This window comes from Streptomyces sp. NPDC043427, from assembly GCF_056436655.1.
Genome location: NZ_JBWKCC010000027.1, coordinates 1 through 19076 on the forward strand (window position 1 = coordinate 1; position 19076 = coordinate 19076).

Below are 19076 nucleotides of genomic sequence, written 5' to 3' on the forward strand. Positions count from 1 at the left end.
CCCCCCCCCCCCCCCCCCCCCCCCCCCCCCCCCCCCCCCCCCCCCCCCCCCCCCCCCCCCCCCCCCCCCCCCCCCCCCCCCCCCCCCCCCCCACCACCCAATTCCAGCCGCCGCAAAGGCGGTTGATCCTTCCCCGTACGAGTGACTCCCAGTACTGTCGCTCGAAAAGTCCTCACGGATGAGTGGATGGTCCGTACCGCGGGTCCTGAACAAAAGCCAATGTGGCACTCTGACCCGGTGTTCGGGACTGGTTGGTCTGGCGGCGGGGGCTTTCCGCGATGAGCGTTCACGGGCGGGACGGGTCACTCGATGACGGTGACGCGGAGGTCGGCGGCCTGACCACGCCGCAGGTGCCGAGTCAGGGCAGGCGGACGCTGCCGTCCTCCGACGCCGAGCTGATCGGCCGGATGCGCTCGGGCGACGACACGGCGTACGAGGAGCTGTACCGGCGCCACGCTGACGCCGTGCGCCGGTACGCGCGGACCTGCTGCCGTGACGCCCACACCGCCGACGACCTCACCGCCGAGGTCTTCGCCCGCATGCTCCAGGCGGTACGCGGCGGCTCGGGCCCCGAGCACGCCGTACGCGCCTATCTGCTCACCTCCGTACGGCGAGTCGCCGCCCAGTGGACACGGTCGGCGCGGCGCGAGCAGCTCGTCGACGACTTCGCGGTGTTCGCCACGCACGCGGCACGGTCCTCGCAGGCGTCCGGCGGCGACACGCTCGACCTGGGCGCCGACGTACGCGCGATGCAGGAGGCCGAGCAGTCGATGGCCATGCGGGCCTTCCGCTCGCTGCCCGAGCGCTGGCAGGCCGTGCTGTGGCACACGGAGGTCGAGGACGAGTCGCCGAGCGAGGTCGCGGTGCTGTTCGGCCTCGACGCCAACGGCACGCGCGTGCTCGCCAGCCGCGCCCGCGAGGGCCTCAAGCAGGCCTATCTCCAGGCCCACGTCAGCGACACGCTCACCGGCGACGAGGAGTGCGCCCGCTACGCCGACCAGCTCGGCACTTATGCGCGGCGCAGGCTGCGCACCCGTGCCGAGCGGGGGCTGCGCAAGCACCTGGAGGAGTGCGCCAAGTGCCGCCTTGCCGCACTGCAGATCGAGGAGGTCGCCGGCAGCATCCCCGCCGTCGTGCCGATCGCGGTCATCGGCTGGTTCGGTGCCGCCGGGTACGCCAAGGCGCTGGCGCTCATCGCCGGTGGTGCCGGGGCGGGTGCGGCGGGCGTCGCCGGTGCGGCCGCGGCGGGCGGCGGCGCGTCCGGCGGGGCGGGCGCCGGTGGCGGCGCGCTGGCAGCGGAGGGCCTGGCAGCGCCGGTGAAGGCCGGTATCGCGGCCGGTGTGGTCGCTGTCGCGGCCACGGCGGCGGCCCTCGCGCTCATCGGCGACGACGGCCAGGCCAAGGAGCCGGTGGCCAGGCCGCCCGCGTCCGCGCCGGTCGTCAGACCTCAGCCGCAACCGTCGACGCCCCGGGCGACGCCCCCGGCGACGCCCTCAGTTCCGCCTATGCCGGTGAAGCAGCAGTCGCAGCCGCAGCCGGTGGTGCTGGCGCAGAGCCCGACGCCGATGCCCTCCCGCACCCCGGAGCAGGCGCCCGCGCCCATTCCGACGTCCTCACCCAGCCCGAGGACGGAACCGAAGCCCACCGCGCCCCCCAGCCCCACGTCCAGCCCTGCGCCGATCCCGACCCCCACTCCCCCGCCCCCGCCGCCGCCCGCCCCGGTCGTCTACCAGTGGAGCGAGCTGTCGTACGACGTCACGGGCGACGGCACCAAGCCCGAGATGCGGTTCGGGGCGAGCAGCTGGGTGTGGCAGCGGTACGGACTGTCGATCGACGACCAGCGGTACGCGCGCGGTGTGACCGTCCACGGCGAGTCCTCCGTCACCGTCGACCTCAACCGCGCGTGCTCCTCCTACGACGCGCTCGTCGGCGTCGACGACCTGACGTCGAAGCTCGGCAAGGTGTACTTCTCCGTCTACGCGGACGGGGCCCGGCTGTGGAAGTCCGGGATGATCAAGGGCGGGGACCCTGCCGTGCCCGTCCATGTGAACCTCACCGGGCACAGCACCGTACGGCTGGTCGTCGAGCCGCACAGCACGCCCTTCGACCCCGCGGCGCTCGCGGACTGGGCGGACGCGCGGTTCACCTGCTCGTAGCGACGACGGGGTGCTCCCTCGAGGCCTCGGCGAGTTCGCGCAGGGCGCCCTCCACGCCGAGGGCCGCTCCCCTGGTGCGCTCGGCCTCGACACGCTCGGCGCCCAGGGCCTCGAGGGCGGCCTCCTCCGTCCGCTCGGCCTCCGCGTGCTCCGGCATGGGGCGCGGATGGCCGCCGCGCAGCCGGTCGCCCGCCGCGTGCAGGCGGACCGCGCGCGGGAGGTCACCGAGCTGGGCCAGCAGAGACGCCATGCTGTCCACGATCGCGGCCGTGACCGCCTCGGCACACCGGTCGGCCACGGCTTGCCGCAGTACGTCGACGAGCATCGACAGCCCGTGCGCCGGGCCGCGTTCGGCGGCCGTGACGTTCGCGTCGAGCAGGCCCAGCGCCGCGGTGAACTGGGGCGGCGGGGTGCCCCGCGCCGTCGCTTCGCGGGCCGCGCCACACAACTCGCGCGCCAGGACGGTGTCCTGATCGTCCAGCGCCATCTGGCACCGCAGGAACAGGACGAACGCCCGGGAGTCGATCACGCCATAGCGGTCGGCGGCGGCGTCGGCCTGATCCAGCGCGGCCAGGGCGGCGGGGCGGTCGCCGGTGCGGAAGGCGATCTCGGCGAGTCTGGCGATGAGGAACGGCGACTCGGCGTATGCGCCGACCTCGTAGGCGAGCCGCAGCGCCTCGCGGTACTCCCGCTCCGCCTCCTCGAAGCCACTGCGGCTCATGGCCGCCTCACCGGCCGCGCTGCACACCTGGGCCCACATCCAGCGGTCACCGACCCGTCGGCTGAGCACGCGCAGTTCCGCGAGGTCGTCGTCGACACCGCGCATACCGCCGGGTGAGTCGACGACCATGTGGGTCCGCATCATCAGGATGACGCCGATCGCCCAGTCGTCGCCATACGCACGGCAGTTGGCGACCGCCGCGTCCAGGGCGGGCCGCACGTCCTCCGACCCCCGCCGGTTGAAGGTCGTCAGCGGCCAGGTCAGCCCCGGCATCCGGGCCGCCTCCGGGCCGCCCTGCTCGTAGTGGGCGCGCACGCGGGCGACGTACTGCGGGTACCGCGGGTCCTCCTCCACGTCCTGCGGCGGGGACTCCGAGGTCAGGAAGAGAAACAACATGTGCAGGTCCATGCGCGTGCGGCGCAGGGGAGGGGGCGCTTGCTGCTCGAGGGCGGTGAAGTAAACGTCGATGGGGTCCAGGGGGCCCAGGGGTGCCAGGGTGTCCCTGGGGGAGAGGTGGGCGGTGGTGTGCGCGGCAACGCCCGGCAGCGGGTGGGCTTCGGTGTCCAGGGACACTCCCAGGCGCAGGACGCGCTTGACCCATTCCGCGCCCTCGTCGCGGTAGTTGCGCAGCCACCAGAACCAGCCCATGGCGAGGGCGAGAGCTGCGGATTCCGTCTCGTCGCGGGAGGCGAGGGACCGGTCGAGGGCGGCGCGGATGTTGTCCAGCTCGGTCTCCAGGCGGGAGATCCACGGAAGCTGCTCCGCGGACCGCAGCAGCGGCTCGGCCCGCTCCACCAGTGCGCGTGCCCACGCGCGGTGCCGCCGTTCGGCCGTGACGCGCAGCTCGGGGGCCTCGGCGGCGCGCTCGGTGGCGTACTCGTGAATGGTCTCCAGCATGCGGTACCGCATGCCGCCGCCCTCCCGCCCGGAGGGGGCGGCCACGACCAGGGACTTGTCCACCAGCGCCCCGATGAGGTCCGCGACCGGTCCGGTGCACACGGCCTCGGCGGCCTCCAGGTCCCAGCCGCCCGCGAAGACGGACACCTCGCGCAGCACCGTCCGCTCCCGCTCGTCCAGCAGGTCCCAGGACCAGTCGACGACCGCGCGCAGGGTCTGCTGGCGGGGCAGGACCGTGCGGCTTCCGGAGGTGAGGAGGCGGAAGCGGTCGTCGAGGCGGTCGGCGATCTGGCGCGGGGTGAGCAGCCGCAGGCGGGCGGCCGCCAGCTCGATGGCGAGCGGCAGCCCGTCGAGGCGCCGGCAGATCTCGGCCACCGCCTCCTCGTCGCGGAGCACGGCGGCCGCGTCGGGACGGACGGCGGTCGCGCGCTCCGTGAAGAGGCGGTGCGCCTGGTCGGGGAGGAGGGGCTCGACCGGGCGGACCGACTCGCCGGGGACGCCCAGGGGTTCACGGCTGGTGGCGAGGATCGTGAGCCCCGGGCAGCGGGTCAGCAGGGTCTCGGCGAGGGCGGCGGCTGCGTCGATGACATGTTCGCAATTGTCAAGGATCAGGAGCGGGCTGCGCAGGGCGCAGTACTCGACGAGCAGGGCGACCGGGTCGTCCTGCGGGGTTGCCAGGTCGTTGGACAGCAGCACGGTCTCGCGCAGACCGAGCGCGCTGACCACCGCGCCTGGCACCGCCTCCGGCCGGTCGAGCGGTGCGAGCTCGGCCAGCCATGCCTGCGGCAGACAGGCTGCGGCCTCCTCGGCGAGGCGGGTCTTCCCGGAGCCGCCCGGTCCGATGAGGGTGACGAGACGGGCCCTGTGCAATTCGGAACGGATGGCGTCGAGCTCGGGTTCCCGGCCCACGAAAGAGGTAAGACGCGGACGGATGTTGCCGCGGGGTTCCGGGAGTTGGGGGGCCATGGGCTGTGCCGGCCGGGGTGGTGCGGTCGCCGGAGCGGGAGCCGTCCCGTTGAGCAATTCCTCGTGCAGGGAGCGGAGTTCCGGTCCCGGGTCGGTGCCCAGGCCGTCGGCGAGGGCGCGGCGGGCGGTCTCGTACGCGGCGAGCGCTTCGGCGTTGCGGCCGGTGTCGCGCAGGGCGCGGACGAGGAGGGCGTGCAGCGGTTCGTCGTAGGGGTGCGCCGCGGTGAGTTCCGTCAGGTGCGGTACGACGTCCTGGGCGCGGCCCAGTCGCAGCTCTGCCTCCGCGTGGGTGCGGGTCGCCTCCAGGCGGAGGGCGTCGGGACGGGTGGCGGCGCTGCGGTCGGGGAGGTCGGCGAGGGCGGGGCCGCGCCACAGGGCGAGGGCGTGGGCGAGGTGCCGGGCGGCGGTGGAGGCGTCGGCGTGGTCGTGCAGGGCGGCGGTGCCCTGGCGTACCAGTCGCTCGAAGACGAACAGGTCGACGTCTTCCGGCGTCGCGGTGAGGCGGTAGCCGCCGGGGGCGGAGGTGATGGCGTCCCTGCCGAGGGTGCGGCGGAGGCGGCCGATGAGGGCTTGGAGGGCGGCGGGGGCGTCCTGCGGTGGGTCGTCGGCCCAGATCTCGTCGATGAGGGTTTCGGGGGTGGTGGTGCGGTTGGGGCGTAGGGCCAGGGCGGTGAGGAGGGTGCGGAGGCGGGCACCCGGGAGGGGGACGTCGTTGCCCTGGGTGTCCTGCGCCTGGGTGACGCCCAGGATTCTGTACCGCATCGGGTCATTGTCGCTGGGGGTGGGAGGTGAGGCACGGGGTTTGGCGGGCCGGGGGTTTCGCAGGGCGTCGGCGCTCGGGCCGAGGCGGGGTGTGTGTCGCGCAGCCCGGCGCTCACGGGTTGCCGCCCCAGCGGCACGACTGCCCGCGGCTCAGGCGGAGCGGCGGCCACTGGCAGGCGCAGGTCCGCATGGACGGTCACCGCAGCCCCACCCGTGCCGCCCCAGCGGCACGACTGCCCGCGGCTTGTCCCGCTCAACCGCCGGAGGCCAGCGCCCCCCTCTGTGGTGAGATCCCCGCCGGTACCGCACGCGTGCGTGCAGGGGTACCGGTCCAGCAGGTGCCTCGGCGGGAGAGGAGGCGGCGGAGCCAGAGTTCGAGGGAGACGAGGTCGGCGAGGCCGTCGAGGGGGAGGGGTTCGCCCTGGGCGGCGGAGCGCAGGGCCTTGCGGACGACGCGGGCCTCGACCAGGCCCGCCTCGGCCAACAAGGGGGTGTCGAAGAGCGCGATGAGCGAGTCCGCGGCCACCCTGAGGCCCGTACGGGCGGCGGCCGCGACCGACGCGTGGGACGGCGCGCCCCAGCCGGGCGGGAGGTCGGACACACCGGCGCCCTCCAGCACCGTGCGGAGGATCGCCGCCCGCGCGCCCGGCTTCACCCGTAGCGTCTCGGGGAGTTCGCGGCAGGCCCGTACGACCTGGTTGTCGAGGAAGGGCGCGTGGAGCCGCTGCGAGCGGATCTCGGCGGCCTGTTCCAGGACGCGGAGGTCCGCCGCGTGCCGGGCGAGGGCCGCACGCGCGCGGAAGTCGCCGGGCCGCTGCGCCGGGCCCACGCCTGAGCGATGTGTCGCCCCTTGGAGGCGAACCGATACTTCAGCCAGTGCCTCTCCGGTCAGCCAGCGTGCCGCCGGCCCGGGTCTGGCCCAGGTGAGCGCCGCCAGGGACGCCCCCACCGCACCTGTGGGCTCGTCGACTCTGCGCTGCATCAGCCGCTCGGCGAGGGCCTCCACGCCGGCCCCGTACGGCGTACGGGCCAGCCGTCGGGCCGCGCCGTACACGCGCGCGGGGACCAGCACCGAGCCGTCCGCCTTGGCCAGCGCGGCGACCGGGCGCACGAGGTGGCGCCGTTTGCGGTCCATCAGCAGGTCGGCGAGGCGGGCGGGGTGGGCGTCCAGGACCTGCCGGGCGCCGTACCCCGTGAAGTGGTCGGCGCTGCCCGAGGCGAGGCGGGCGCGGTGGCGGGCCGCCGTCACCAGGGAGGGGCCGGGCTCGTCGGTGAGCGGGCCGTCCAGGTCGGCGTAGGGCAGGGTCTCCTCGCCGCCCGCCACGACGACGTGGTGCAGGCGCGGGTTGGCCGCCAGGGCGCCCGCGCGTTCCACCTCGGCCTCGCGGCCGGGGACGGCCAGGTCGTTGAAGGTGACGGCCAGCAGGCGCTCCCCCGCGCCCGTGCCGTGACCCAGGAGCGTGCCGGGATTGCCGGGCAGGCCCGCCGCCAGCAGGGCCAGGGTGCCGGAGGCCGGGCCGCCGGAGAGGTCCGCGCCGATGCCCGGAACCGGCATCCCGCGCGCGGCACGCCGTTCGGCGGGCCCCATCCCGGGGACAGGCCCGGGGTCGATGTCGGGGACGTGCCGGGGTGCGGAGAGGCGGGCCCGTACGGCCTCGACGAGCGCGTCACGCACGTCGTCGACCGCGCGGTCCGGGTCGGCCGCGGGCGCCGCCACCGCGAGGGAGGCGACCCGCTCGTATCCGGCGACCTCACGCGCCCCGGCGCGCAGAATGAGCGCATGCCCCGGCGGAATGCGACGTACGCCGTCGTACGGGGTGGAGTCCTGGAGGGCGGCCGGTACGTCGGGGGCGGCGAGGAGCGCGGCGAGGTGCCCGAAGTCGAGGTTGGCCTCGATGAGGTCCGCGAGGGGCAGTGCGGCCGTCGCGTACGCCGTGCCGTCGGCCCAGGGGGTGTGGAACACCGGGCGCGCGCCCGCCAGATCGCCGCAGACGGTGATCCGCCGCCCCACCTTGACGACGGCCGTGTAGCTGCCCGGCCAGGCGGTCAGATGGCGAAGTGCCCCGCCGCGCGCGGCGAACAGGCCGATCCGCAACTGTTCGTCGGTGGCCCCGCACAGGCCGAGGACGGCGATCCGCGTCTGGTCGTCGACCTTGACGACACGCACCTCGTCGGGGCGCCAGTCGCCGACCGCCCACAGCGGATCGGGGTCGCCCCACAGCAGTTGGGAGCCGACCGGGTGCAGCGTCTCGCCGTCGAGCCCGGTGGCGCCGGCGGAGCCGGGCTCAACGGCTCGCGCGGCGGTGCTGCTCCATCCCACCAACCACCGCATCGACGCCTCCACAGGCTGTGGACAACCAGTGCTCCGTACGAACGGTTCACCATGCTGCCACGAAGAACGCCTCACAGAGGGGCGGCGGAGCCGCTTGTGATCCAGGAAGTGTTCGCCGGTCCGCATCGCCTCGTCGGCCTGAACGCCCAGGCGGGAGGCGGTGACTTCGACTCGAATGCGCCCCCAGTACGCTCCCCGAAAACACCCTTCGCGCCCTCAACTCCCATGGTGAGAGCGGTAATCCCATACGAAGGGGAGGGTCTGTTTTCAGCCAAATCGAGGGCACGCGGCGACCGTCGAGGCGGGCGCGCACACACTCCGTGCACGCTCCGTACATGCCCTGCGCTCCACACAACGGATGCGCAGCCCGGGAGGTGAAGCACACCTCCCGGACCGGTCCGCCGCCCGCGGGGATGTAGGCGGCGGTGTCCCCCAGCCCACTGGATCCAGTACAGCGGGCCGACCCACGCACGGCCCATGGAAGCGCTCCCGCGGTGGCCGGAGAAGAGCGCACGGCCGGGCGCACAGCCACACAACGGGAGCACGCGGCAACAGTGCGTAGGTAAGTCCGTACTTCAGTACGGACCACAATCCCGCCATCCGGAAGAATGCCCCTTAACGCTTGGGATGCGGCGAACTACGCTGGGTTTACGAATGCCGCGTGGTTATGCCAGTGCGGCAGCCGTCTGTGTCGAGGGGTGGCTCATGTCCAGGGAGCAACGCGGGCCGAACGAAAAACTCGGCGCCGTTCTCGCCCTCGCGGGAATCAGCAACGCCGGACTCGCGCGACGCGTCAACGATCTTGGCGCTCAACGCGGGTTGACGCTTCGCTACGACAAGACGTCGGTGGCGCGCTGGGTGTCGAAGGGCATGGTGCCGCAAGGCGCCGCTCCACACCTCATCGCGGCCGCCATCGGCCAAAAGCTCGGCCGGCCCGTGCCCCTGCACGAGATCGGTCTGGCGGACGCGGACCCCGCTCCCGAGGTGGGCCTCGCCTTCCCCCGGGACGTCGGACAGGCCGTGCGGTCGGCGACCGAGCTGTACCGGCTCGACCTCGCCGGGCGCCGCGCTGGCTCCGGCGGCATCTGGCAGTCGCTGGCCGGGTCGTTCGCAGTGAGCGCATACGCAACGCCCGCCTCACGATGGCTGATAACCCCGGCCGACAGCTCGGTGGCGCGTGAGGTGAACCCCTCCGAGGGCTCCGGCGCACCGCTCAAAGTCGGCCACAGCGATGTGCAGAAGCTGCGGGAGGCCGCCGAGGACGCCAGGCGCTGGGACTCCAAGTACGGGGGCGGCGACTGGCGTTCGTCGATGGTGCCGGAGTGCCTGAGGGTGGAGGCGGCGCCCCTGCTGCTCGGCTCCTACTCCGACGAGGTCGGCCGGGCCCTGTTCGGGGCGAGCGCCGAACTCACCCGCCTCGCCGGGTGGATGGCCTTCGACACGGGTCAGCAGGAGGCCGCGCAGAGGTACTACATCCAGGCACTGCGCCTCGCGCGCGCGGCCGCAGACGTCCCCCTCGGGGGATATGTGCTCGCCTCCATGTCGCTGCAGGCGACGTACCGCGGGTTCGGCGACGAGGGCGTCGACCTCGCGCAGGCCGCCCTGGAGCGGAACCGGGGACTGGCCACCGCCCGCACGATGAGCTTCTTCCGGCTGGTCGAGGCACGCGCGCACGCGCGCGCCGGCGACGCCCCGGCGGCCGGCGCGGCCCTGAAGGCGTCCGAGGGCTGGCTGGAGCGGTCCCGTGAGGGCGACAACGACCCGTCGTGGCTGGGGTTCTACGGCTACGACCGGTTCGCCGCCGACGCGGCGGAGTGCTACCGGGACCTGAAGGCGCCTCGGCAGGTGCGGAGGTTCACGGAGCAGGCGCTGTCGAAGCCGACGGAGGAGTTTGTGCGGTCGCACGGATTACGGCTCGTCGTCTCGGCGGTGGCCGAGCTGGAGTCCGGCAATCTTGATGCGGCCTGTGAGCAGGGCGTGCGGGCGGTGGAGGTGGCTGGGCGGATCTCTTCGGCTCGGACCACCGAGTACGTGAAGGATCTTCTGCATCGGCTGGAGCCGTATGGGGACGAGCCGCGGGTGGTGGAGCTGCGGGAGCGGGCTCGGCCCCTTCTGATGGCTCCGGCGTAGAGCTTCCGCCTTCGCGTCTGCCTGGTCACTGTGGTCTGGCGGGGCGGGTTGTCGCGGGTTGTTCGGGCCCACGCGGCGGAGCCGCACATGTCCCGGCCCCGCGCCCCTGAGCCGGCTGCACTCGCCTGGGTTTGAAGGGGCTGTCAGTGGCGCAGTGCACTATCGGAGGTGGGAGGTGGTGCAGGTGCGGGCGGGTGCTTACGACTGCGATGTGCTCGTGATCGGTGGAGGGATCGTCGGGCTGTCCACCGCGTTCGCGATCACGCGGGCCGCGCCGGGGACACGGGTGACGGTGCTGGAGAAGGAGCCAGGGGTGGCCCGGCACCAGACGGGGCGCAACAGCGGGGTCGTCCACAGCGGGATCTACTACCGGCCGGGGTCGCTCAAGGCGCGGTACGCGGTGCGGGGCGCCACGGAGATGATCAAGTTCTGTGCGGAGTACGGCATCGCGCACGCCGTCACCGGCAAGCTGATCGTCGCGACCGAGCGGGAGGAGCTGCCCCGCCTGCACGCGCTCGTGCAGCGCGGCCGTGAGAACGGGATCCCGGTGCGAGAGCTGGGCGCGGCCCAGATCGGGGAGTACGAGCCGGAGGTGCGCGGCCTCGCGGCGATCCACGTGGGGACGACGGGGGTGTGCGACTTCGTCGCGGTCGCCCGGCAGCTGGGCGAGGCATCGGGGGCGGAGATCCGGTACGGCGCCCGGGTCGAGCGGATCGACCGGCGTCCCGACCGGGGCGTCGCGGTGCGGACCACGAACGGTGATGTCGTACGGGGTCGGGTGCTGGTGAACTGCGCCGGGCTGTACTGCGACGAGGTCGCCCGGATGACCGGGGACGAGCCCGGGGTGCGGATCGTGCCGTTCCGGGGGGAGTACTACGAGCTGGCGCGGCCCGAGCTGGTGCGGGGACTGGTGTATCCGGTGCCCGATCCGGCGTTCCCCTTCCTCGGGGTGCATCTCACGCGCGGGATCGACGGCAGCGTCCACATCGGCCCCAATGCCGTGCCCGCGCTGGCGCGGGAGGGGTACGGGTGGGGGGTCGTACGGCCTGGCGAGGTCGCGACGACGGTCGCGTGGCCCGGAGTGTGGCGGATGGCACGGCGGCACTGGCGGTACGGAGCGGGTGAGCTGCGGCGGTCGGTGTCGAAGGCGGCGTTCACGCAGGCGGTGCGCCGACTGCTGCCCGCGGCGGGCGAGGGCGACCTGGTGCGGACGGCGGCCGGAGTGCGGGCTCAGGCGGTGCTGCGGGACGGGGGGCTCGTGGACGACTTCCTGATCCGGGAGGGCGCGCGGGCGGTCCACGTCCTGAACGCGCCGTCCCCCGCGGCGACCGCCTCGCTGCCGATCGGGCGGGAGGTTGCCCGGCGGGCGCTGACCGTGCTGGGGTCGGCGTAAGGGCCCCCGTCCGGCCCCCACAGCCCCGTGACCGACGGCATGCTTCCCGCTGGAGCGAGCCCCGTAAAATCGAGTGCACTGTGTCTGACTCCCTCAACACCCCCGAAACCCCTCAGCCCGCCCCCGGCGAGCAGCACCCGCACGTCCCCGGTGTCTCCGTCCGGCACACCCGGACCAAGGGTGAGCCCCGGTTCCCGGACGGCCCCACGGCCGATCCCGCCGGGTCGCACTTCGAGCGGCGGATCCGGAGTTTCCAGCCGCGCCGCAGCCGGGTGACCGCGGGGCAGGCGGACGCGTTGCAGCGGCTGTGGCCCAAGTGGGGCCTCGACATCGACGGGCAGCGGGTCATCGACCTGGGCGAGCTGTTCGCCAACGACAACCCCGTCGTGCTGGAGATCGGGTTCGGCATGGGTGAGGCCACCGCGCGGATGGCCGCGGCAGACCCGGGCACGAACGTCCTCGCCGTGGACGTCCACACCCCGGGGCAGGGCAACCTGCTGAACCTCGCCGACCAGGGCGGCCTGTCCAACGTCCGCGTCGGCAACGGCGACGCCATCATCCTGCTGCGCGAGATGCTCGCCCCGGACGCGCTGGACGGGCTGCGCGTCTACTTCCCCGACCCCTGGCCCAAGAAGCGCCACCACAAGCGGCGCCTGATCCAGCCCGAGTTCCTGAGCCTGGCCGCGACCCGGCTGAAGCCGGGGGCGGTCCTGCACTGCGCGACCGACTGGGAGCCGTACGCCGAGCAGATGCTCGAGGTGCTCACCGCGCACCCGGACTTCGAGAACACACAGGCCAACGGCGGTTTCGCGCCACGTCCCGACTTCCGGCCACTGACCCGTTTCGAGGGCCAGGGACTGGACAAGGGTCATGTCGTGAACGATCTGCTCTTCCGCCGCGTACAGCACCGCAAGCCAAGCGCGGCTCGGCGTTCCCACCCCGATCCGTACCACCAGTCCCCCACCGAGCCTCCCGCCGGCGGCTGACGAACGCGCACCGTCGCGGGCGGCGCGCTGCCTCGTTAGGGTCGATGCCGTGGCCACCTGTCCCCCGTACCCGACGCATCCCGACGGCCCCGCCGCTGGGGGCGTGCTTCGGCACGCGCACTGGTGGCAGCGGAAGTCGGTGCGCTACGGGGCACTCGTCACCCTCCTCACCCTCTCCGGACTCGTCATCCTCGCGCTCGTGCGCGAACAGACCGGCACGGAGGGGTTCCTGGTGGGGCTCGGCCTCGCCGTACTGCCTGTTCCGCTGCTCGTCGCGGCGTTCCGGTGGCTCGACCGGGTGGAGCCCGGCCCCTGGCACAACCTGCTGTTCTCCTTCGCCTGGGGCGCCTGCGCGGCCGCGCTGATAGCGATCGTGGCGAACAGTTTCGCGACAAGATGGATAGCCACGGCCACCGCCGACCCGTCCAGTGCGGACACCCTCGGCGCGACCGTCATAGCCCCCGTCGTCGAGGAGTCGGCCAAGGCCGCCGCCGTGTTACTCGTCTTCCTCTTCCGACGGCGGGACTTCACCGGCATCGTCGACGGGGTCGTCATCGCCGGGATCACCGCGACCGGCTTCGCGTTCACCGAGAACATCCTCTACCTGGGCACGGCCTTCGGCACCGACCAGCTCACCGGTGACAGCGGTATCGCCTCCGTGACGGCGGCGACGTTCTTCGTACGCGTCATCATGTCGCCCTTCGCGCACCCCCTCTTCACCGTCCTGACCGGCATCGGCTTCGGCGCCGCCGCGCTCGCCGGGGAGCGTCAGCAGGTGCGGCGGGTGGCGCTGCCGCTGCTGGGACTGCTGCTGGCGATGGGCATGCACGCGCTCTGGAACGGCTCGTCGTCCCTCGGCGAGTACGGGTTCTTCGCGGTGTACGGGGCGTTCATGGTGCCCGCGTTCGGGCTGCTGACATGGCTGGTCATCTGGACGCGGCAGCGGGAGCTGAGGACCGTCCGGCAGGAGCTGCCCGCCTACGCCTCCGCGGGATGGCTGACGCCGGCCGAGCCGTTCGCCCTCGGCTCGATGCGGGCACGGCGGCTGGCCCGCGAGTACGCCAGGCGCCACCACGGCAGGCCCGCGGCGCGGGCGGTGGCGCAGTACGAGGCGTACGCGACGTCCCTGGCGTTCCTGCGGCGCCGGGGGAACCGTGGCAAGGCGGGGGCCGACTTCGTCGTACGGGAGGCGGAGCTGCTGCGGGAGCTGTGGGGGCGGCGCGATGTGGCACGGCCCGCGCTGGACCATGCGGCGCGGGTGGCCGCCCCACCGGTACCGGTGGTCGCGCCGCCTTGGCCGGTGTACGGGGTGTACGGGTACGGGAACGGGCCCGGGGCGGGGTACGAGCATCCGGCGGCGCCTTACCCCGCGTACAACCCTTACCGCTCGTAGAGGGCAGCCGCCACAGGCAGTTCGGCACCGCCGGACAGGTCCTACGCCGAAGCTGCTGCCAGCTTCGCCACCTCCTGCTCCGTCAGCTGCAGTTCCGCCACGCCCAGCAGCGCCGGCAGTTGCTCGGCCGTGCGCGCGGAAGCGATCGGCGCCGCGACGGTCGGCTGGGCGGCGAGCCAGGCGAGGGCGACGGTGGCGACCGGGGCGTCATGGGCCTCGGCGATCTCGTCGAGGGCGGTCAGGACCTTGATGCCGCGCTCGGACTCGAGGTGCTTGGCAGCCGAACCGGCGCGCACGCTGTCCACGCTCGTACCGGGCCGGTACTTGCCGGTGAGGAAGCCGGAGGCCAGCGCGTAGTACGGGACGGCGGCCAGGCCGGCGCGGGAGGCGAGGTCGCTCAGCTCGCCCTCGTAGGTGTCGCGGGAGACGAGGTTGTAGTGGGGCTGGAGGGCGACGTACCGGGCGAGACCCTCGCGGTCGGAGAACTCCAGGGACTCGCGGAGGCGTACGGGCGAGATGTTGGAGGCGGCGATGTGCCGCACCTTGCCCGCCCGCACCAGCTCGTCGAGGGCGCCGATGATCTCCTCGACGGGCACCTCGGGCCTGTCGAAGTGCGTGTAGTAGAGGTCGATGTAATCGGTGTCCAGGCGGCGCAGGGAGGCATCGGCGGCGGCCTTGATGTTGGCCGCGCTCAGGCCCTGGTAGTCGGGGTGCTGACTGACCTTGGTGGCGATGACCACGTCGGAGCGGTTGCCACGGGCCTTGACCCACTTGCCGATGACGGTCTCGGACTCGCCGCCCGCGTTGCCCTCGGCCCAGGCCGAGTAGGCGTCGGCGGTGTCGACGAAGTTGCCCCCGGCCGCGGTGTAGGCGTCGAGGACGTCGAAGGAGGTGGCCTCGTCGGCGGTCCAGCCGAAGACGTTGCCGCCGAGGGCTAGCGGGAAGACCTCCAGGTCGGAGGAACCGAGCTTGCGAAGAGAAGAAGAAGTCATGCTCTACGTCAACGCGTTGACGGGAGGCACGCATTCCGCGCCTCCCGTCAACGGTTCGTAACATCCGGGAGACCTCACCGACTCCCGGAAGATCTACGTCAGGGGTTGATCCCCTTGCTGCGCAGCCACGCCGACGGGTCGATGCCCGTGCTGCTGCCGCCCGGGTGGACCTCCAGGTGGAGGTGGGCGCCGGTGACGTTGCCGGTGGCGCCGACGCGGCCGATGACGTCGCCCGTGGCGACCTTCTGGCCGACGCTGACGTTGATGGAGGACTGGTGCGCGAACCAGAGCTCCGTACCGTCGTCGAGCGTGAGGATCGTGCGGTAGCCGTAGGAACCGGCCCAGCCCGCCTCGGTGATGGTGCCGCTGTGGATGGCCTTGATGAGCGTGCCGGTGGGCGCCGCGAAGTCGAGGCCGGTGTGGTAGCCGGAGGACCAGTAGGAGCCGGCCTGACCGAAGGTCGAGGTGATGGTGTACGAGGAGGTCGGCAGCGTGTACTCCTTGGCCAGCTCGGCCAGGCGCTCGGCCTCGGCCTTCCGCTGCTTCTCCTCCTCCGCCTTCTTCTTGGCGGCGGCGGCCTTGGCCTTGGCCTCCTGCTCCGCCTTCGCGGCGGCGGCGTCGGCGGCCTTGGCGGCCGCGGCCTCGGCGGCGGCCTCCGCCTTGCTCTCCAGCTGGCCCTGCTGCGACTCGGCCTGGGCCATGATGCGGCTGCGCAGCGACTCACCGGCGTCGGTGGCGCTCTGGGTGGTGTCGTCGACGCCGACGCTGCTGAGGGCGTCCGCGGCGTCCCGAGTGTCGTCCTGGGGGTCGTCCGTCAGGAGCGAGCCGACGGAGGGCAGGTCGGGCACGGAGATGGAGACCGGCGGCTTGCCGGTGTTGGCGCTGGCCATGCCGCCCGCGCCGACGGCGGCGATGACGCCGACGCCCAGGACGGTGGAGCTGCGGGCGAGCCCGCCACGCTGCTTGGCGACACGGTGCCGGCCACGTACCGGGCGAATGGACTCCGCGGTGGGATTCCACTCCTCCCAGGGGCCCTCGTCGTTGCGGTAGTCGCCGTAGCCGAAGATCTCGGTACTGCGGCGGCTCGGCGCGTGCGGAGCCTCGGGGGCAGGCGGGTTGGACGCCACGAAGGCGTGCTCCTTTCCTTCCGTGACGCCTACCGGGTTAGCTGACGGGTTCGGAGCGGGAAGGTCTCCTACGCGCGTATACCTGCCGTGACTTCACGGCGGCATCCACGTGATTCACCCCAAGGTGGTGGTTCCCCGGTTCCCTTGCGGGATTCGGCGCGTGAGCACGGAGCCGTCTCTTGTGACGGCTGGGACGACCGCGCTGCGTTATCGAACGTTAATAGACACGAGGTCAGGTTTCCAAGCTGTTCCTCTTGATCATTAACATTTTCACCCTGGACTTACGACCCATGAGCGGTGAAAAACGGGCGAGTTGACCACGTGGTGGATCCCTCACGGTTCTGACGGTGCGTCAGTTGTTATGCGGAGCGGGGCGGCCCACTCACACCCCGTGACTGCGCTCGTTCACACCCCCAAACGCACCGATGGCCGGGATCCGTGAGAATCCCGGCCATCGGCCTTCAGTAGCGGGGACAGGATTTGAACCTGCGACCTCTGGGTTATGAGCCCAGCGAGCTACCGAGCTGCTCCACCCCGCGTCGGTGATTCCAGTGTACGGCATCCGCGGGGTGCGAAGCACACGGGTATTGCGGTGACGGGGGATCAGCCGAGCAGATGGCGGTTCGGGGCCATGGCCCGCTCCGCGTACTCCGGCACGACGACGACCTCGACACCGCCCGCCACCAGCACGCCCGTGCCGTCGGCACCCTCGACGAAGGTGTCCGGCTCACGCCAGGCCGTGACGACCCGCCCCACCCCCGCGTCGAGGATCAGACGGGCGCAGGGCGCGGGCCGGGACGCGCGGCGGGCGCAGGGTTCGAGACTGCTGTAGACGGTGGCGGACGCGAGCCTGGGGTCGGCCGGGTCGATCTTCGCGAGGGCCGCCTCCTCCGCGTGCACGAGGGGATCGCCGCCCTCCCGGGAGTACCCGCGCGCCAGTTCGGTCCCGTCGGCCGCCACGACCACGGCGCCCACGCTGAAGGCGCCCTCCGACGGCGGACACAGCTCCGCGAGGTGACAGGCGAGGGCGAGCCAGTGCCGGTCGGCGGGGGCGGCCACCCCCGCACTGCCGGGTGCCGTCGGCTCGTAGCGCATCAGTACGACGTCCTCGATCTGCCGGGTCTCCACGAGTCGCAGTCGTCCGCCCTGGTAGGCACCGGACCCGAACAGCCGGGGCGCGCTGGGGTCGCCCACGAAGAGGGGCGCGAGGACGAGCTGGAGTTCGTCGGCGAGTTCCTGCTGAAGCAGCTGGGTGTGGATGGTTCCGCCGCCCTCGACCATGAGCCGTCGCACACCGCGTACGTCGTGGAGGTGTTCCAGGATCCGGCGCCAGTCGAGTTCGGCGCCCAGCGCCACGACCTCGGCGCCGGCGTCGATACCGGCCCGCCGGGCCCGTTCCGCGCCCTTGTCCGTCGTACAGAGGACCTTCTCCCCGCCCGTGTGCCAGAACTGCGCCGCCGGATCCAGCTCGCCCGAGCCGCTGACCGTGACCTTCAGCGGGAACTCGGGCTTCCCCGCGGCGACACGGGCCGCGCGCCGCTCGGGCGAGTTGACCAGCAGCCGGGGGTTGTCGGCGCGGATCGTGCCGGCGCCGATCAGGATGGCGTCGACGGAGGCCCGTACCTCGTCGACCCGGTCGAAGTCGGCCGGGCTGGAGAGCAGGAGCCGCTCGGGGCCGGTGTCGTCCAGGTAGCCGTCGAGGGAGACCGCGGCGGACAGCAGGACGTAAGGGAGAGGCATCTACGCACTCCATCGTGAGGACGGGAGCATCTGAGGACAGAGGCACCGTGGGCGGGAGCGTCCGGGGCTTGGTTCAAGTTTGAAACAAACCTACACTGGTGACATGACGACCCGCTGGCTCACCCCCGAGGAGCAGCGCGCCTGGCGCGCGTACATCGCCGCCACCATGCTCCTGGAGGACGCGCTCGACCGGCAGCTCCAGCAGGAGGCCGGCATGCCGCACATCTATTACTCCATCCTGGCCACCCTGTCCGAGACACCGGAACACCGGCTGCGCATGACGGACCTCGCCGAGGAGCTGAAGATCACCCGCAGCCGGCTGACGTACGCGGTGGCGCGCCTGGAGAAGGACGGTCTGCTACGGCGTGAGGGATGCACGTCGGACCGCCGCGGCAGCCTCGCCGCGCTGACCGAGGAGGGGCTCGCGGTGCTGGAGCGGACGGCGCCGGGTCACGTGGAGACCGTACGCGCCCACCTCTTCGACCACCTCGACCCGCAGCAGGTGACCCAGCTGGAGGAGATCTTCACGGGGATCATGAAGGGACTCCAGGGAGACGGGCCGAGGGACGGCTCGGGGGACCTGCCGTGGCTGCGGCGTTCATCCACAGGGTGTGCAGGAACGGGCTGAGCCAGGAGTCGAGGCAGACCGTGGGGCACCCCACAAACCGGTTGCTTCAAGTTTCAAGCAGAGGTAGGGTCCCGACTCGAGGATGTGCTTCAAATCTGAAGCAGACCCTTGGACGATCAGCGATGGACCCGACCCCGGAGGCCCGCATGCCCGCATTCCCCGCCGCCACCACGCGCTCCCGCGTCCGGGTACCGCTGCGCTTCCACGACGGCTACGGCGTCGACGCCGAACTGGTCACCTTCCACGGCCTGGCCGACGGCCAGGAACACGTGGCCGTCGTCCTCGGCGAGCCGGGCCCCGTTCCGCTGGTCCGGCTGCACTCCGAGTGCCTGACCGGCGACGTGTTCGGCTCCGCCCGCTGCGACTGCGGCCCGCAGCTGCGCGAGGCGGTCGAGCGGATCGCGGAGCGCGGCGGCGTTCTGCTGTACCTCCGCCAGGAGGGCCGCGGCATCGGCCTCTACAACAAGCTCGACGCGTACGCCCTCCAGGACCAGGGCCTCGACACCTACGCGGCCAACGCCGCCCTCGGCCTGCCGGAGGACGCCCGCGACTACACGGCGGCGGCGCAGATGCTGGACGCCCTGGGCATCACCGGCCTGGACCTGCTCTCCAACAACCCCGACAAGGCCGACCAGTTGCGCACCCTGGGCGTCGAGGTCCGCGACCGCGTCCCCACCGGTGTCTTCGCCACCCCGGACAACGTCCGCTACCTCCGCGCGAAGGTCCTCCAGACCCAGCACACGCTGCCGCTGACGGAGCTGCCGGCGGCGGCGCCGCTGACGGAACTGAGCGTGGGCTGAGTCTGCGGCTGCTTGGGCCTTCCCGGCACCGGTGCCCATGTTCGTACCGGTGC

General features: G+C 72.7%; 12 protein-coding genes, 1 tRNA gene and 1 riboswitch. Of the genes, 7 read left to right on the plus strand and 6 right to left on the minus strand.

Annotation, left to right across the window (positions count from 1 at the left end):
• The first annotated feature begins 278 nt into the window (after nt 1–278).
• Nucleotides 279–2156: a sigma-70 family RNA polymerase sigma factor gene (locus AC067M_RS32950; protein ID WP_478700705.1), complete on the plus strand. Its 1878-nt coding sequence runs from the start codon at nt 279–281 to the stop codon at nt 2154–2156.
• Here AC067M_RS32950 and AC067M_RS32955 read toward each other — a convergent pair.
• On the minus strand, nt 2143–5502 hold the full coding sequence (locus AC067M_RS32955) for a BTAD domain-containing putative transcriptional regulator (protein WP_478700706.1): 3360 nt from the start codon (nt 5500–5502) through the stop codon (nt 2143–2145). The genes AC067M_RS32950 and AC067M_RS32955 overlap by 14 nt on opposite strands.
• 253 nt (nt 5503–5755) lie before the next feature.
• Complete coding sequence (locus AC067M_RS32960) at nt 5756–7834, minus strand: asparagine synthase-related protein (RefSeq protein WP_478700707.1); 2079 nt, start codon at nt 7832–7834, stop codon at nt 5756–5758.
• A 705-nt stretch (nt 7835–8539) separates the two neighbouring features.
• On the opposite strand from AC067M_RS32960, the gene AC067M_RS32965 reads away from it, so the two are divergent.
• From AC067M_RS32965 to AC067M_RS32980, 4 genes are all read left to right on the plus strand, one after another.
• Nucleotides 8540–9964: an MFS transporter gene (locus tag AC067M_RS32965; RefSeq protein WP_478700708.1), complete on the plus strand. Its 1425-nt coding sequence runs from the start codon at nt 8540–8542 to the stop codon at nt 9962–9964.
• A 184-nt stretch (nt 9965–10148) separates the two neighbouring features.
• Entirely contained in the window at nt 10149–11357 is a 1209-nt protein-coding gene (gene lhgO / locus AC067M_RS32970; protein ID WP_478700709.1) for an L-2-hydroxyglutarate oxidase, read from the plus strand.
• 80 nt (nt 11358–11437) lie between these two features.
• Nucleotides 11438–12343 (plus strand): tRNA (guanosine(46)-N7)-methyltransferase TrmB, encoded by a 906-nt coding sequence (trmB, locus tag AC067M_RS32975; protein ID WP_478700710.1) that lies wholly within the window; start codon nt 11438–11440, stop codon nt 12341–12343.
• Nucleotides 12344–12392: 49 nt separating this feature from the next.
• On the plus strand, nt 12393–13736 hold the full coding sequence (locus tag AC067M_RS32980) for a PrsW family intramembrane metalloprotease (RefSeq protein ID WP_478700711.1): 1344 nt from the start codon (nt 12393–12395) through the stop codon (nt 13734–13736).
• A gap of 41 nt (nt 13737–13777) precedes the next feature.
• On the opposite strand, the gene AC067M_RS32985 is transcribed toward AC067M_RS32980, so the two are convergent.
• The 4 genes from AC067M_RS32985 to AC067M_RS33000 form a co-directional block, all read right to left on the minus strand.
• Complete coding sequence (locus AC067M_RS32985; protein WP_478700712.1) at nt 13778–14728, minus strand: aldo/keto reductase; 951 nt, start codon at nt 14726–14728, stop codon at nt 13778–13780.
• A gap of 98 nt (nt 14729–14826) precedes the next feature.
• Nucleotides 14827–15855: a M23 family metallopeptidase gene (locus tag AC067M_RS32990; protein ID WP_478700713.1), complete on the minus strand. Its 1029-nt coding sequence runs from the start codon at nt 15853–15855 to the stop codon at nt 14827–14829.
• An 11-nt stretch (nt 15856–15866) separates the two neighbouring features.
• Nucleotides 15867–16024: riboswitch (cyclic di-AMP (ydaO/yuaA leader) on the minus strand.
• 296 nt (nt 16025–16320) lie between these two features.
• A tRNA-Met gene (locus AC067M_RS32995) sits at nt 16321–16394 on the minus strand.
• Between the two features lie 64 nt (nt 16395–16458).
• Nucleotides 16459–17595, minus strand: coding sequence for a dihydrofolate reductase family protein (locus tag AC067M_RS33000; protein ID WP_478700714.1), 1137 nt, complete (start codon nt 17593–17595; stop codon nt 16459–16461).
• Nucleotides 17596–17698: 103 nt separating this feature from the next.
• Between AC067M_RS33000 and AC067M_RS33005 the strand changes: the two genes are divergently transcribed.
• Nucleotides 17699–18223: a MarR family winged helix-turn-helix transcriptional regulator gene (locus tag AC067M_RS33005; RefSeq protein ID WP_478700715.1), complete on the plus strand. Its 525-nt coding sequence runs from the start codon at nt 17699–17701 to the stop codon at nt 18221–18223.
• Between the two features lie 146 nt (nt 18224–18369).
• The gene (locus AC067M_RS33010) at nt 18370–19023 is read left to right on the plus strand and encodes a GTP cyclohydrolase II (protein ID WP_478700716.1); all 654 of its coding nucleotides are present in this window, start codon (nt 18370–18372) and stop codon (nt 19021–19023) included.
• Nucleotides 19024–19076: the final 53 nt, after the last annotated feature.

Coding starts and splice junctions, on each gene's coding strand:
- AC067M_RS32950 (WP_478700705.1), top strand. CDS start 279: ATGAGCGTTCACGGGCGGGACGGGTCACTCGATGACGGTGACGCGGAG.
- AC067M_RS32955 (WP_478700706.1), bottom strand. CDS start 5,502: ATGCGGTACAGAATCCTGGGCGTCACCCAGGCGCAGGACACCCAGGGC.
- AC067M_RS32960 (WP_478700707.1), bottom strand. CDS start 7,834: ATGCGGTGGTTGGTGGGATGGAGCAGCACCGCCGCGCGAGCCGTTGAG.
- AC067M_RS32965 (WP_478700708.1), top strand. CDS start 8,540: ATGTCCAGGGAGCAACGCGGGCCGAACGAAAAACTCGGCGCCGTTCTC.
- AC067M_RS32985 (WP_478700712.1), bottom strand. CDS start 14,728: ATGACTTCTTCTTCTCTTCGCAAGCTCGGTTCCTCCGACCTGGAGGTC.
- AC067M_RS33000 (WP_478700714.1), bottom strand. CDS start 17,595: ATGCCTCTCCCTTACGTCCTGCTGTCCGCCGCGGTCTCCCTCGACGGC.
- AC067M_RS33005 (WP_478700715.1), top strand. CDS start 17,699: ATGACGACCCGCTGGCTCACCCCCGAGGAGCAGCGCGCCTGGCGCGCG.
- AC067M_RS33010 (WP_478700716.1), top strand. CDS start 18,370: ATGCCCGCATTCCCCGCCGCCACCACGCGCTCCCGCGTCCGGGTACCG.